This is a genomic window from Methylobrevis pamukkalensis (assembly GCF_001720135.1).
GTDB classification, from domain to species: Bacteria; Pseudomonadota; Alphaproteobacteria; order Rhizobiales; family Pleomorphomonadaceae; genus Methylobrevis; species Methylobrevis pamukkalensis.
This window is the reverse complement of record NZ_MCRJ01000118.1, coordinates 1-12,906: the sequence shown is the minus strand read 5'-3', so window position 1 is coordinate 12,906 and position 12,906 is coordinate 1. Positions and strand designations below refer to the sequence as shown.

At 68.7% G+C, this 12,906-nt stretch carries 10 protein-coding genes, 1 other RNA gene and 5 pseudogenes; 7 read left to right on the top strand and 9 right to left on the bottom strand.

From position 1 onward, the window contains the following. From A6302_RS16705 to A6302_RS16690, 4 genes and pseudogenes are all read right to left on the bottom strand, one after another. Positions 1 to 728, bottom strand: a pseudogene (locus A6302_RS16705) (hypothetical protein); the annotation flags it as partial. A gap of 201 nt (positions 729 to 929) precedes the next feature. Further along, positions 930 to 1,370: a hypothetical protein gene (locus tag A6302_RS16700; protein ID WP_069307987.1), complete on the bottom strand. Its 441-nt coding sequence runs from the start codon at positions 1,368 to 1,370 to the stop codon at positions 930 to 932. Positions 1,371 to 1,442: 72 nt separating this feature from the next. Next, positions 1,443 to 3,192, bottom strand: a pseudogene (gene argS / locus A6302_RS16695) (arginine--tRNA ligase). A 168-nt stretch (positions 3,193 to 3,360) separates the two neighbouring features. After that, entirely contained in the window at positions 3,361 to 4,578 is a 1,218-nt protein-coding gene (locus A6302_RS16690; protein WP_069307986.1) for a deoxyguanosinetriphosphate triphosphohydrolase, read from the bottom strand. Between the two features lie 187 nt (positions 4,579 to 4,765). On the opposite strand from A6302_RS16690, the gene erpA reads away from it, so the two are divergent. Next, on the top strand, positions 4,766 to 5,107 hold the full coding sequence (gene erpA / locus A6302_RS16685) for an iron-sulfur cluster insertion protein ErpA (protein ID WP_069307989.1): 342 nt from the start codon (positions 4,766 to 4,768) through the stop codon (positions 5,105 to 5,107). Between the two features lie 13 nt (positions 5,108 to 5,120). Here the strand turns inward: erpA and A6302_RS16680 are convergent, their stop codons facing one another. Further along, positions 5,121 to 5,894 carry a hypothetical protein gene (locus tag A6302_RS16680; RefSeq protein WP_069307985.1) on the bottom strand — a complete coding sequence of 258 codons (774 nt, stop codon included), beginning with the start codon at positions 5,892 to 5,894 and terminating at the stop codon, positions 5,121 to 5,123. 108 nt (positions 5,895 to 6,002) lie between these two features. Between A6302_RS16680 and A6302_RS16675 the strand changes: the two genes are divergently transcribed. Both A6302_RS16675 and xth read left to right on the top strand, forming a co-directional pair. Beyond that, positions 6,003 to 6,392, top strand: a complete 390-nt coding sequence (locus A6302_RS16675) for a VOC family protein (RefSeq protein WP_069307984.1) — start codon at positions 6,003 to 6,005, stop codon at positions 6,390 to 6,392. A 19-nt stretch (positions 6,393 to 6,411) separates the two neighbouring features. Then, a pseudogene (gene xth / locus A6302_RS16670) lies at positions 6,412 to 7,208 on the top strand (exodeoxyribonuclease III). A gap of 129 nt (positions 7,209 to 7,337) precedes the next feature. Here xth and A6302_RS16665 read toward each other — a convergent pair. Then, positions 7,338 to 7,769 (bottom strand): PaaI family thioesterase, encoded by a 432-nt coding sequence (locus tag A6302_RS16665; protein WP_069307983.1) that lies wholly within the window; start codon positions 7,767 to 7,769, stop codon positions 7,338 to 7,340. A 183-nt stretch (positions 7,770 to 7,952) separates the two neighbouring features. Between A6302_RS16665 and A6302_RS16660 the strand changes: the two genes are divergently transcribed. The 4 genes and pseudogenes from A6302_RS16660 (at position 7,953) to A6302_RS16645 (ending at position 10,986) form a co-directional block, all read left to right on the top strand. Then, positions 7,953 to 8,753 (top strand): enoyl-CoA hydratase, encoded by an 801-nt coding sequence (locus A6302_RS16660; protein ID WP_210183364.1) that lies wholly within the window; start codon positions 7,953 to 7,955, stop codon positions 8,751 to 8,753. Between the two features lie 3 nt (positions 8,754 to 8,756). After that, the gene (locus A6302_RS16655; protein ID WP_069307982.1) at positions 8,757 to 9,185 is read left to right on the top strand and encodes a VOC family protein; all 429 of its coding nucleotides are present in this window, start codon (positions 8,757 to 8,759) and stop codon (positions 9,183 to 9,185) included. A 7-nt stretch (positions 9,186 to 9,192) separates the two neighbouring features. Continuing rightward, positions 9,193 to 9,633 (top strand): CoA-binding protein, encoded by a 441-nt coding sequence (locus tag A6302_RS16650; protein ID WP_069307981.1) that lies wholly within the window; start codon positions 9,193 to 9,195, stop codon positions 9,631 to 9,633. Positions 9,634 to 9,698: 65 nt separating this feature from the next. After that, a pseudogene (locus A6302_RS16645) lies at positions 9,699 to 10,986 on the top strand (O-acetylhomoserine aminocarboxypropyltransferase). Between the two features lie 100 nt (positions 10,987 to 11,086). Here A6302_RS16645 and A6302_RS16640 read toward each other — a convergent pair. The 3 genes and pseudogenes from A6302_RS16640 to A6302_RS16630 form a co-directional block, all read right to left on the bottom strand. Next, on the bottom strand, positions 11,087 to 11,620 hold the full coding sequence (locus A6302_RS16640; protein WP_069307980.1) for a BA14K family protein: 534 nt from the start codon (positions 11,618 to 11,620) through the stop codon (positions 11,087 to 11,089). A 212-nt stretch (positions 11,621 to 11,832) separates the two neighbouring features. Further along, positions 11,833 to 12,217, bottom strand: an RNA gene (gene rnpB, locus A6302_RS16635) — RNase P RNA component class A. Positions 12,218 to 12,300: 83 nt separating this feature from the next. Beyond that, a pseudogene (locus tag A6302_RS16630) lies at positions 12,301 to 12,896 on the bottom strand (lytic transglycosylase domain-containing protein). Positions 12,897 to 12,906 lie beyond the last annotated feature (10 nt).

The window sequence follows — 12,906 nt, the reverse complement described above, 5'->3', positions numbered from 1 at the left end:
CGGCGAACCGGCGGGGCTTCCGCCTCCGGCAGGGCCGGCGGCGCGGCCTCCTCGCCGGGCAGGCCGGCGACCGGCGTCGTGTCGACGGCGTTGGTGCCGAGGTCCGGCAGGGTTGCGGTATCGGTGTCCGTGGGCAGCGGCAGTACCGGCGCCTGCGCCAGCAGCGCATCGTCGGCATTCGGCGCCGGTGCCTGGGTCGTGGACGAGACCGGCCGCTGCTCGGGGGCCGAGATGATGGTGCCGTCCGGGCGGACGAGAACGGTGCGGACCTTGCGCGGACCGACCTCGATCGGACGGTCGTCGACGACCTCCTCGCCGTCCGGCAGGACGATGCGCGAGGTGGTCACGCTGTCGACGCCCGGCAGGTCGGGAACGGCGGCGTCGGTCGACACCAGGCGCTCCTCGCTCTTGGCAGCGCCCGTCGCAGGATCGAAGACGACGGCTCCGTCGAGGGATTCCTCGTCCTCGGCCGCCTGGGCGGGATCGGGAACGATCTTGAACGGACCTTCGGGCGCGCGGACGATTTCCGGCGCCGATCCGGTGACGCCGCCTGTCAGGCCCCAGGCGAGCGCGCCGAGACCGCCCAAGGCGGCGATGCCGAGCAGGGCGAACAGCACGCCGGAGCGCCTGCCCCGGCCGGGCGAGGCAGCGAGTTCGCTGGCCGCATGCGGCGGCAGCGTGCCGTGTTCGACGCGCGGCGGTTCGTCGTCGCGGCCCGGGGCGGCCATAGGCGCTCAGGGCGTCGTCGCCGGCCGCGGCATAGCCGGTCTCGTCGGCCAGCCAGGGATCGGCGAGTTCGCGGCGACGCGCCCGGGCCGAGACGGCGGCAGCCGCCACGCCGGCTGCAGCCGCGGCGCCCGCGACCATGGGAATGTCAGGATGCAGACCGCCGCGCAGGTCGGCGTCCATCGCCGATTCCAGGTGATGGTTCATGTCCGCGTCGGCGGCATAGTCGTCGGCGGGATCGCGCCGTAGCCATCATCGGCGGCGGCCTCGTAGCCGGCACCGGCGGGATAACCCGCGGCGGCATGGCCCTCGTCCTCATAGGCGTAGGGTTCGGCGGCGTAGGGCTCGGCGGCGTAGGGCTCGGCGGCCTCGTCCTCGTACCAGCCGGCCTCGGCCATCTCCGCCTCGTGGGCGGCGATGTAGTCCTCTTCGGTCAGGTAGCCGTCGGCCTCGCGATAGCGGTCATCGTCATAGGCGTCATCGGCCTGCGCATGGCCATGCGGCGCGCCCTGCCCGGCCCCTCTGAGGTCGTCGCCGAGGAGGCGGCTCAGTTCGGCGAGCGGATCGTTGTCATCCCAGCCGCCAGCTTCGAACTGCTGCTCATCCGGATCGACGGGAGGCTTTTGGCGACGAAGATTGAACATGGACACTCGGCTTTTGGTTCGGAGCCAGGCCCGCCGGTGCTGTCATGCCGGCAACGAAGGCCGGCAATGGCCTCACCGCATCTCGTCCGGGGCCGACACGCCGAGTATAGCCAGTCCGGCGGCCAATACATAGGCGATCGCGCCCACGAACGCGAGGCGAGCTTTCGTCAACTGTGGTTCGTTAAGATTAATAAAGCGTAATTCCGACCGGTCCTTGCCGCGGTTCCAGTGGCCATGGAAATCGGCGGCGAGTTCGGAGAGATAGAACGCGATCCGGTGCGGCTCGTGCGCCTCGGCCGCGCTCTCCACGATGCGCGGGAACTCGGCGAGGCGGCGGATGAGCTGCACCTCGCTCTCGTCGGACAGAAGCGTCAGGTCCGCCTCGCGCGGATCGGCGGCGGCAAGCTCGGGCGCTGCTCGCCGGCCTGGCGCAGCACCGAGCGCACCCGGGCATGGGCATACTGCACGTAGAAGACCGGGTTGTCCTTCGACTGTTCCTTGACCTTCACGAAGTCGAAGTCGAGCGGCGCATCGTTCTTGCGCATCAGCATCATGAAGCGTACCGCGTCGCGGCCGACCTCCTCCACCACGTCGCGCAGGGTGACGAAGTCGCCGGCCCGCTTCGACATCTTGAAGGGCTCGCCGTTGCGGTAGAGCTTCACCAGCTGGCAGAGCCGGACGATCACCTTCGCCCTGCCCCCGGACACGGCCTTGCCGACCGCCTCCAGCCGCTTGACGTAGCCGCCATGGTCGGCGCCGAGGATGAAGATCATCTCCTCGAAGCCGCGCTGGAACTTGGAGCGGAAATAAGCCACGTCGGCGGCAAAATAGGTGTAGCTGCCGTCGGACTTCATCAGCGCCCGGTCGGTGTCGTCGCCATAGCCGCTCGCCCGGAACAGGGTCTGCTCGCGGTCCTCCCAGTCGTCGGGAAGCTGGCCCTTCGGCGGCGGCAGGCTGCCCTGATAGACAAGATCGCGCTCCCGGAGTTCATCGAGCATCCGGTCGATTTCGCTGGCGTTGCCGTCGCGGTCGTGGAGGCTCTTTTCGGAAAAGAACACGTCGTGCTTCACGCCGAGCAGCGCGAGGTCGTCGCGGATCATGTCCATCATCATGGAAATGACGACGGGCTTGACGATGTCGAAGGCGCAGCCTCGTCCATATCCAGCAGCGCCCGGCCGTTCTCGGCGGCAAGCCGCACGCCGACCGGCACCAGATAGTCGCCCGGGTAGAGACCCTCGGGCACCGCTCCGTCCACCTCGCCGAGCGCCTCGCGGTAGCGGTAGAGCGCGGAGCGGGCGAGCACGTCGATCTGGCCGCCGGCGTCGTTGATGTAATATTCGCGGGTGACGTCATAGCCGGCCTGGGCCAGCAGCGAGGCCAGCGCGTCGCCGACCACGGCGCCGCGGCAATGACCGACATGCATCGGCCCGGTCGGATTGGCCGAGACATACTCGACGTTGACCTTGCGGTCGCGGCCCATCTGCGAGCGGCCGTAGCTGTCCGGATCAGCGAGGATCGCGCCCAGCAGTGTGGTCCAGTAGGTCGGCACCAGCCGCAGGTTGATGAAGCCCGGGCCAGCGATCTCGACGGCGGCGACATCGGCGTCGGTCTTCAGCACGGCGGCGATGCGTTCGGCAAGTTCGCGCGGCTTGGCGCCGAGGGGCTTGGCCAGCACCATTGCCGCGTTGGTCGCCAGATCGCCGTGGGCCGGATCGCGCGGCGGCTCGACCACGACGCGGGCAAGATCGGCGGCGCCGACCGAAGGCTCCAGCGAGGCGATGGCAGCTTTGACCCGTTCGGCGAAGACCGTGAAGACGTTCATGACGTTTCCTGATGCGCGACTTTAAGAAATGACTGAAAGAGACTGATGTTGCTCTGTCACCGCGGCGCAACCTGACCATGCGGTCCGCCTCGGCCGGTCCGGCGAGGCACCGGTCTCCCGCAAACCGCCCGTTTCCGGCTACTTTGCGACGACATGACGGTGGAGCGCCTATCGCAATTCCGGCGTATCGTCAAACCAGCGGGCGTGTTCGGTCACCGCAAAGCGGTCGCTCATGCCGGCCACATAGTCGGCGACGCGGCGCGCCAGCTTCGCCTCGCCGATCTCGCGGTGGCCCTCGCACCATTCGGCCGGCAGGGTCTCCGGGTTCGCCATGTACCAGCGGAAGAGATCCTGAACCACCCGCGCCGCCTCGCGCCGCACGCGGACGATCTCCGGATGGCGGTACATGCGCGGGAACAGGAAGCCCTTCAGCGCGCTGTCGACCGCCTGCATCGTCTCCGAGAAGCCGATCACCGGCCGGCCGAGGCTGCGCACCTCGTCGGCGGACGCCGGCGCCGCCGCGGCAAGCCGCGCCAGCCCCTCGCCGATCACGTCCTCGATCATCAGGGTGATCAGCCGCCGCGTCAGTTCGTGGATCGCCCGGCTGCGTTCGATCCCCGGATAGCGGCGGCGGATCGCGTGCAGCGTCGGCCCGACGAGGGGCAGGTCTTCCAGATCCGACAGTTCGAACAGATGCGCCCTGAGGCCGTCGTCGAGATCGTGGGCGTCGTAGGCGATGTCATCGGAGATGGCGGCTGCCTGCGCCTCCGCCCCCGGCCACGACCAGAGCATCAGGTCGGCGTGGCCCTCGTAATCGACCAGCGCCGCCGGCAAACCCGAGGCCGCGTAGACGCCGATCGGCGTGCCGGCCGCGTCGGTCAGCGGGCCGTTGTGCTTGACCAGCCCCTCCAGCGTCTCCCAGGCGAGATTGAGCCCGTCGAACTCGGCATAGCGGCGCTCCAGCCGCGTGACGATCCGCAGCGACTGGGCATTGTGGTCGAATCCCCCGAAAGGGCGCATCATCGCGTCGAGGGCATCCTCGCCGGTGTGGCCGAAGGGCGTGTGGCCGAGATCGTGGGCGAGCGCGAGGGCTTCGGCGAGATCCTCGTCGATGCGGAAGGCGCGGGCGAGCGCCCGGGCGATCTGCGCCACCTCGATCGTGTGGGTGAGCCGCGTGCGGTAGTGATCGCCCTCGCTGTGAACGAAGACCTGGGTCTTGTCCTTGAGCCGCCGGAAGGCCGTGGAATGGACGATGCGGTCGCGGTCGCGCTGGAACGGCGTGCGCGTCGGGCTCACCGGTTCCGGATGCCGCCGGCCGCGCGAGGCGGACGGGTCGACCGCGAAGGGCGCCCGTGGCTCGGCACCGTAGCCGGGAGACTGGGTCACTGGCGCTTCTCCCGGCGGAACGGCCTCTCGGCAGGACGGAGACGGCCATGAACCGGCCCGTGGCGATTGACGCCCCCCGCCTCGCTACTTACCTAGTATGACAAGTGACTGACAAGAGCCGCCGACAGATCGCCCGTATCGTGGATCATTCAGGTGGCGAGGAAAGACGCAGATGAGCAACGTGGCCATGGACACCCTTCTCGACGGCCCTGTTTCCGTCACCGACCGGGCGGCAAAACGCATCGCCCGCATTCTCGCACGTGAAGTCGGCGCCTCGGCCCTGCGCGTCTCGGTCGAAGGCGGCGGCTGCTCCGGCTTCTCCTACAAGTTCGACCTCGTCACCGACCGTGCCGACGACGATCTCGTCATCGAGAAGAACGGCGTGACCGTGCTCGTCGACCAGGTGTCCCTGCCCTTCATGGCGGGATCGGAGATCGACTTCGTCGACGACCTGATCGGCCAGTCGTTCCAGGTGAAGAACCCGAACGCCACCGCCTCCTGCGGCTGCGGCACCAGCTTCGCCGTCTGACGACCTGGCTGTCTCACCAGCCCGAAAAGAACGGATGCGCCTCGACCCGGTGGACGCGGCGCAGGTCCCGTGCCTCCTCGCCGAACGGGGCGACCTCCCAGTTCCACGCGTCTGCAGGCGCCGGCAATCGATGGCCGCGCAGCAGATTCTCCTGCTCGACCACCATCCCAGAGCGGTTCTGGACCTCGCAGTCGGTGTCGGTGACAAGGCATACCGACCGGCCGACGGCGCGGAGCGCGGCGAGATGCAGCCCGACGACCTTGGCGGGGAGATCCTCCGTCTCGTCCGCCCCGGGATGGGCCTCCACCACCCGGATCATGCCAAGGCCAAGCTGCGACAGCAGATTGACGGACACGACCAGATCGAGATCGTCGATCGCCTCGAGAACGGCCAGCGGTGACACGAGATCCAGATGGCCCTCGCTCAGTCCGGTAAGCCCCGAAAGATCCGCTGTCACGCAGAAGACGTTTCCGTGGCGGCGGGCGGCAAGCCGGGCGGGGAGCAGATGCACCACGTCGACCAGAACCACCGACCTGAAGGCCGCCGAGAGCTCCGCCAGCGGCACGTCGCGCAGCACGCCGGAGCCGAGCACGGCAACGCTGCGGCGGCGCTGCAGCCGCTGAACGGACTGAAGAATTGCTGCCTTCGTTGCCGCCTCGTGGGGCGCCCAGGCGGTCCGGCACCGCCTTCCGCGTGACCACAGCCCCACGGAGGCCTCGAGCCGACCGTTGCGGTGGCCCGCGAGATGGCCGGCGGAGAGAAGATAGAGCGCGAGTTCGGCGAACATCGGTCCGGCCTGTTACCCTGCGGCGGTGCGAATCGGTCGTGACAGGCTAGAGCCCATCGGGGCCGTCCGTCCCATGGCACGACAGTACCCTCACCACGGGAGAGCGGAATGATCGATGTGAGAGGCATGGGCCAGGTGGCGCTTTCGGCGGGCGACCTCGACGCCACGCTCGCCTTCTGGAACGGCACCCTCGGCATTGCCACCCACGCCCGCTTCGAGCCGCCGGGGATCGCCTTCCTGCTCGTCGGCCGGGTCCGGCTGTTCTTCGCGCCGGAGACGACGCCGGGCGCGGTCTATCTCGTCGTTCCCGATCTGGAAGCTGCGGTGCGCGACCTTTCGGCGGCGGGCGTGTCGTTCGACGTGCCGCCGACGCTGGTGTTCGAGGATGCCGCCGGCCTGTTCGGGTCGCCCGGCCAGGCCGAGTGGATGGCCTTCCTTCGCGATCCGGCCGGCAATACCATCGGCCTGATGAGCCGCCGCCCGATCGATCCCTCGTGACCCTGAGAGCCCGTTCATGATCCGCATCGCCACCTGGAACATCAACGGCGTGAAGGCCCGCATCGAGACGTTGTGCGAGTGGCTGAGCCAGGACGGGCCGGACATCGTCTGCCTGCAGGAGATCAAGTCGGTCGACGAGGGCTTTCCGCGCGAGGCGATCGAGCGCCTCGGCTACAACGTCGTCACCCACGGCCAGAAGGGCTTCAACGGCGTCGCGATCCTGTCGCGCTTTCCGCTGGAGGACGTCACCCCGCGCCTGCCCGGCGACGACGCGACGAGCAGTCGCGCTTCCTCGAGGCCGTGGTGTCGGTGAAGGGCGGCGTGCTGCGGGTGGTCTCGCTCTATCTGCCCAACGGCAACCCGGTCGACAGCCCGAAGTTTCCCTACAAGCTTGCCTGGATGAAGCGCCTGCACGCCTTCGCCCGCGACCGGCTGGCGCTGGAGGAGCCGCTGGTTCTGGCCGGCGACTACAACGTCATCCCCGAGCCGAAGGACTGCCGCAACCCCGCCGACTGGCTGGGCGACGCGCTGTTCCAGCCCGAAAGCCGGGCGGCCTTCCGCGAACTCTGCGCGCTCGGCTACACCGACGCGCTGCGGGCGACGACGGACGCGGCCGGCATCTACTCCTTCTGGGACTATCAGGCCGGCGCCTGGCAGAAGAACAACGGCATCCGCATCGACCACCTGATGCTCTCGCCGCAGGCCGCCGACCGCCTCGTCGCTGTCGCCGTCGATTCGCAAGTGCGCGCCTGGGAAAAGCCCTCCGACCACGTGCCGGTGGTCGCCACCCTCGACTTCGAGCCGCTGGCGGCGTGACACCGAGCGCGCGAAGGTGACCAAGGTCACCTTTGCGCGTGAGGAGGCGCCCGACCGGGCGCCGGCCGGTCAGGCCGTAACGTCAGAAGATCCTGACATGTCAGGATCTTCTGACACAAAGAGAAGTCTTCACCTTTTGGGCGGGATCGAGTAGGTCGCCGAGGCGTGGGCGACGAGAGCGCCGTCGGCCTCCGAGACGATGTCGCAGTCGGCGATGGCGAGCCGGCTGCCGAGCTTCATCAGCCGCGCCCGGCCGATCAGCGCGCCCGGCGCAGGCTTTCTCAGGAAATCGATGGAGAGATGGGTCGTCACGGTCAGGGCCACCGTGCCGACGTGGGCGAGGATCACCAGCCAGCAGGCGATGTCCGCCAGCGTCATCATCGACGGGCCGGAAACCGTGCCGCCGGGCCGCAGATGCGCAAGCCCGGCCACGAAGCGCACGTCGGTTCGCCCGGGCGCCACCGCCGACGCCGCGAAAGCCGGCGCGTCCTCCCCGTTCAGTTCCGGATACTCGGCGGCGAGAAAGGCGTTGAGCTCGTCGACGGTCATCAGCGGCTGCATGTCTGTCCTCCGGCCGATTTTGCTGCGGCTGCACCGACTGTCGGCGAGATCCTCCGCAAAGACAAAGAGATTTGGAACGCCGTCGCTTGGCCGCAGCGCACGAATGCGCATAGGATCGCCGCAAACGGACGGCCGCCTCCCTGAGGCGACAGAACAAGGCCGCCGGGATACGGGAGGTCCGCGGTGAACGTGGAGACGACACGGCTGGTCGAGGAGACCGACACCGGCGCGGTGCGGCGGATCGTCCTGTGCGACGTGAAGCGCCGCAACGCCCTGTCCCGGGCGATGATCGACACCCTCTCGGACGCGCTCACCCGCGCGGTCGCCGATCCGGCGATTCGCGTCGTCGTGCTGGCCGGGGACGGTCCCGCCTTCAGCGCCGGCCATGACCTGCGCGAGATCACCGCGATGCGCGACGCGCCGGACGGCGGTCACGCCGCCTTCGAGGATCTGATGGGCGCCTGTTCGGCGCTGATGACGACGGTCGCGACGCTGCAGAAACCGGTGATCGCCGAAGTGCGCGGCATCGCCACCGCCGCCGGCTGCCAGCTCGTCGCCAGCTGCGATCTTGCCCTCGCCGGCGACCAGGCCCGCTTCTGCACGCCGGGCGTCGACATCGGCCTGTTCTGCTCCACGCCCTCGGTCGCCCTCACCCGCACCGTCGCGCCCAAGCATGCAATGGAGATGCTCCTGACGGGCAGGCCGATCGACGCGCCCCGCGCGGCCGAGATCGGGCTCGTCAACCGGGTGGTGGCGGATGATGCCCTCACCGACGCGACGATGGCGCTCGCCGCGCTGATCGCCTCGAAATCCGGCGCGGCGATCGCCACCGGCAAGGCGCTCGTCCACGCCCAGTCCGGCCTGCCGCTCGGTGAGGCCTATGCCCTCGCCGGAGCCGTGATGGCCCGCAACCTTCTGGAGCCGGACGCGTTGGAAGGGATTGGCGCCTTTCTCGAGAAGCGCCGGCCGGTGTGGAGACGCTGACCCATGAGTGTGGCCCCGCATCTTCATCTCGTCACGCTCGGCGTCGACGATCTCGACCGCGCCACCGCCTTCTACGAGGCGCTCGGCTGGCGCCGCGCCGCCGCTTCGCAGGAGAGCGTGACCTTCATCCAGCTGTCCGGCGTGGTGCTCGGCCTCTACGGGCGCGTGGCGCTGGCCGAGGATGTCGGCGTGCCCTCGGGCGGCAACGGCTTTCGCGGCATCACCCTCGCCCACAATGCCGACAGCGAGGCCGAGGTGGACCGGATCATTGCCGAGGCGGTCGCCGCCGGCGCGCGCCTCGTGAAATCGCCGCAGAAAGTGTTCTGGGGCGGCTACTCGGGCTATTTCGCCGACCCCGACGGCCACCTCTGGGAGGTGGCCCACAATCCGTTCTTCGCCAAGGACGCCGCTGGACGGCTGACACTGGAGTGACAATCAGATGAACCATGACGACTATTCCAACGACTATATCCGCGAGATCCTGGCCGGCGTGCAGACCATCGCGGTGGTGGGCGCCAGCGACAAGGACGACCGCCCGAGCAACTACGTGACGCGCTTCCTCGACGCGCAGGGCTACAGGATGTTCGCGGTCAATCCGGCGGCAAAGCCCGGCGGCACCATCGCCGGCGTGCCGGCCTATGCCAGCCTTGCCGACATTCCCGAGCCGATCGACATGGTCGACGTGTTCCGCAATTCCGAGGCCGCCGCCGGCGTCGTCGCCGAGGCGCTCGAACTCGGCACCCTGCCGAAGGTCATCTGGCTGCAGCTCGGCGTGCGCAACGACGAGGCGGCTGAAGTGGCCGAGGCCGCGGGCGTCAAGGTGGTGATGGACCGCTGCCCCAAGATCGAGCATCAGCGGCTCTACCCCGACGCCGGCTGACCCGGCACCCCATCGGGGGCCGCCCCGGCGGCCCCTGTTTTCATGTCACGGAGGATCAGAACATCATGGCGTCAGACCAGACCCCCGGCTTTTCCACGCTCGCCATTCATGCCGGCGCCCAGCCGGACCCCACGACCGGCGCCCGCGCGACGCCGATCTACCAGACGACGTCCTTCGTCTTCGACGACGTCGACCACGCGGCCGCGCTGTTCGGCCTGCAGCTTCGGCAACATCTACACCCGCATCACCAACCCGACGACCGCCGTGCTGGAAGAGCGCGTGGCGGCGCTGGAAGGCGGCACGGCGGCGCTGGCGGTCGCGTCCGGCCATGCCGCGCAGATGCTGGCGTTCCACACGCTGATGAAGCCGGGCGACGAATTCGTGGCGTCCAAGAAGCTCTATGGCGGCTCGATCAACCAGTTCAATCACTCGTTCAAGAACTTCGGCTGGAACGTGGTCTGGGCCGATCCGGACGACATCTCCTCCTTCGAGCAGGCGGTCAGCCCGCGCACGAAGGCGATCTTCATCGAGAGTCTTGCCAATCCGGGCGGCGTCGTCACCGACATCGAGGCGATCTCGAAGGTGGCCAAGCGCGCCGGCGTGCCGCTGATCGTCGACAACACCCTTGCCTCCCCCTATCTCTGCCGGCCGATCGAGCATGGCGCCGACATCGTCATCCATTCGCTGACGAAATTCCTCGGCGGCCACGGCAATTCCATGGGCGGCGTGCTCGTCGACGCCGGCAGTTTCGACTGGTCGCGCGAGGGGCGCTATCCGATGCTGTCGGAGCCGCGCCCCGAATATGGCGGCATGGTGCTGCACGAGACCTTCGGCAACTTCGCCTTCGCCATCGCCGCACGGGTGCTGGGCCTGCGCGACCTCGGCCCGGCGATTTCGCCGATGAACGCCTTCCTGATCCTCACCGGCATCGAGACCCTGCCGCTGCGCATGCAGCGCCACAGCGACAACGCGCTGAAGGCCGCCAGCTGGCTGGCCGACCACGAGGCGGTCGCCTGGGTGTCCTATGCCGGGCTTCCCGGCGACCGGCATCACCAGTTGCAGCAGAAATACCTGCCGAAGGGCGCCGGCGCGGTGTTCACCTTCGGTCTCAAGGGCGGCTATGACGCCGGCGTGGCCCTGGTGAAGAATGTCGAGCTGTTCTCGCATCTTGCGAACATCGGCGACACACGTTCGCTGATCATCCACCCGGCCTCGACCACGCACCGGCAGCTGACCGACGCGCAGAAGGTGGTGGCCGGCGCGGGTCCGGACGTGGTGCGCCTGTCGGTCGGCATCGAGGACATCGACGACATCATTGCCGATCTGGATCAGGCGCTGGCAAAGGGTCTCTGAGACCGGCCCAAAAAGAAGCGCCGACACGAGGGGGCGTCGGCGCAGGGGTCTTCCAGGGAGAAGCAGGAACGGGCGGGGCCGCAGCCGCGCCCGAATGTCTTCACTGGCAATAGTGGCGATAACCGTCGTAGCCGAGATAGGTGCCCGAGCCGGCATCGAACGACCGGTACTTCGAGCTGCAGTAGCTGTGCCAGCCGGCCGAGAACGGCGGATAGCCGCCCGCACCGGGAACCCCGTTGGCCGAGTAGGCCGGCGCCGGCGCGTAGGTGACCCTCGGCGGCGCCGTCACGGCCGCGCCGAGCAGCGCACCGGCGGCAAGACCGACGACGCCGGCAGCGGCGAGATCGCCATTGCTGTAGCCGCGATTGCCGTAGTAGTAGCGGCCGCCGTAATAGCGGCGATTGACGTAGCGCGGCGCGTGGCTGCCCCACACATGACGACGGGCCACCGGGCCGGGCCGATAGTGGCGATGGTGCCCGCGGTCACGATACCAGATGCGGTCACCCGCGCTGGCCTCGGTCGTCGTCAGCGGCAGGCTGACCACCGTGATCGATCCGACGGCCATCGTCGCAGCGAGCAGCGCCGACAGACCGCGGCGCGAGGCCGACTTGATGGTTTCGATCGAAGTGTTCATGGCTTCCTCCTGCCCCGCGGCGCGGGGCGCATCCGTGATGCGAGTTCAACGCATGCTGGACAATGCCGGTTCCATCCTGAACCGAGGCTGAACCAATCGTGGCATGAACGTGGCAGCGGTTTTCCGCGCTTTCCGGCGTAGGAGCGGGGCCGGACGCCGCCGACCCTGGCGCGCGCGGCGCCTCAATCTCGACGGATGAGGTCTGTGGAACCGGTGCCAGCCGGTCTGTAAGCCGGGTTCTGTTGGCGGGAAGACCCGCCCGACGACCATTCATCTGGGACGCCCGTTACCGGACGCCTCGCGCAACCCACCCGGGCGGCTGGCTCGGAAACGAACCGGGCCCGAAGGCCCGCGCCGCCCCTATTCGGTCTTGCTCCCGGTGGGGTTTGCCATGCCGCTCCCGTTGCCGGCAGCGCGGTGGGCTCTTACCCCACCTTTTCACCCTTACCCGGGCATGCCCGGGCGGTTCGATCTCTGTGGCACTTTCCCTGGGGTCGCCCCCGCCGGGCGTTACCCGGCACCGTGTTTCCGTGGAGCCCGGACTTTCCTCCCCCACACGCTTTCGCGTCTCGTGGCAGCGGTCGTCCAACCGGCTGGCGCGCCGGTTAGACATGCTCGGTTCCGCGTCGTCAAGGCGTCATGCGGAACGCACCTTGCTCAGAGCGCGGCGACGTAGCGGTTCACCTTGGCGCAATAGGCGCGACGCCCGCGGTCATGCGCTTGGCATAGTGGCCGGCGTTGTAGCGCAGGACCGCGCCGCAGGTGTCGCCGCCGGCGAGCCTGTAGGCGCCCGCCAGGTAGGTCATCCCCCAGTGGAGATTGGTTTCCGGCTCGTAGAGCTGGGCCACCGATCCCTTGAAGCCGAGGCACGGGCGGTGCGCGGCAGGATCTGCATCAGGCCGACGGCGCCGGAGCGGCTGCGGGCCTTGGGGTTGAAGTTGCTCTCGACCTTGACCACCGCTTCGGCCAGTTCCAGCGGAACGCCCTTGGCGGCCGCATGGCGGGCGATCAGGGCCCGGACGCCGCTCTTGCCGGCCGCACGGGTCTTTGCCGACGTCCCGGCCTTGGGAGCAGCGTCGGATGTCTTCGATGTGGCGATCGAGCCTGTGACGATCGCATCGGTCCCCGGCTTCTTGCTGCGGGCGGACTTGCGGCTCTTGGCCGGCGCCTTTTCGGGCGCGGCTCTTGTCGTCTCGACGGCCTTGGTCGAGGCGGCCTCGGCCTTGCCGGCCTTCGCTTCCGCAAGCTCGCGCTTGGCGCGGGAGATGCGGATCATGTCCATGATG

Bases quoted from the DNA above. Each gene is read 5' to 3' on its own strand.
- A6302_RS16700 (WP_069307987.1), bottom strand. From the start codon at position 1,370: ATGTTCAATCTTCGTCGCCAAAAGCCTCCCGTCGATCCGGATGAGCAG.
- erpA (WP_069307989.1), top strand. From the start codon at position 4,766: ATGGACACCCTTCTCGACGGCCCTGTTTCCGTCACCGACCGGGCGGCA.
- A6302_RS16680 (WP_069307985.1), bottom strand. From the start codon at position 5,894: ATGTTCGCCGAACTCGCGCTCTATCTTCTCTCCGCCGGCCATCTCGCG.
- A6302_RS16675 (WP_069307984.1), top strand. From the start codon at position 6,003: ATGATCGATGTGAGAGGCATGGGCCAGGTGGCGCTTTCGGCGGGCGAC.
- A6302_RS16665 (WP_069307983.1), bottom strand. From the start codon at position 7,769: ATGCAGCCGCTGATGACCGTCGACGAGCTCAACGCCTTTCTCGCCGCC.
- A6302_RS16655 (WP_069307982.1), top strand. From the start codon at position 8,757: ATGAGTGTGGCCCCGCATCTTCATCTCGTCACGCTCGGCGTCGACGAT.
- A6302_RS16650 (WP_069307981.1), top strand. From the start codon at position 9,193: ATGAACCATGACGACTATTCCAACGACTATATCCGCGAGATCCTGGCC.
- A6302_RS16640 (WP_069307980.1), bottom strand. From the start codon at position 11,620: ATGAACACTTCGATCGAAACCATCAAGTCGGCCTCGCGCCGCGGTCTG.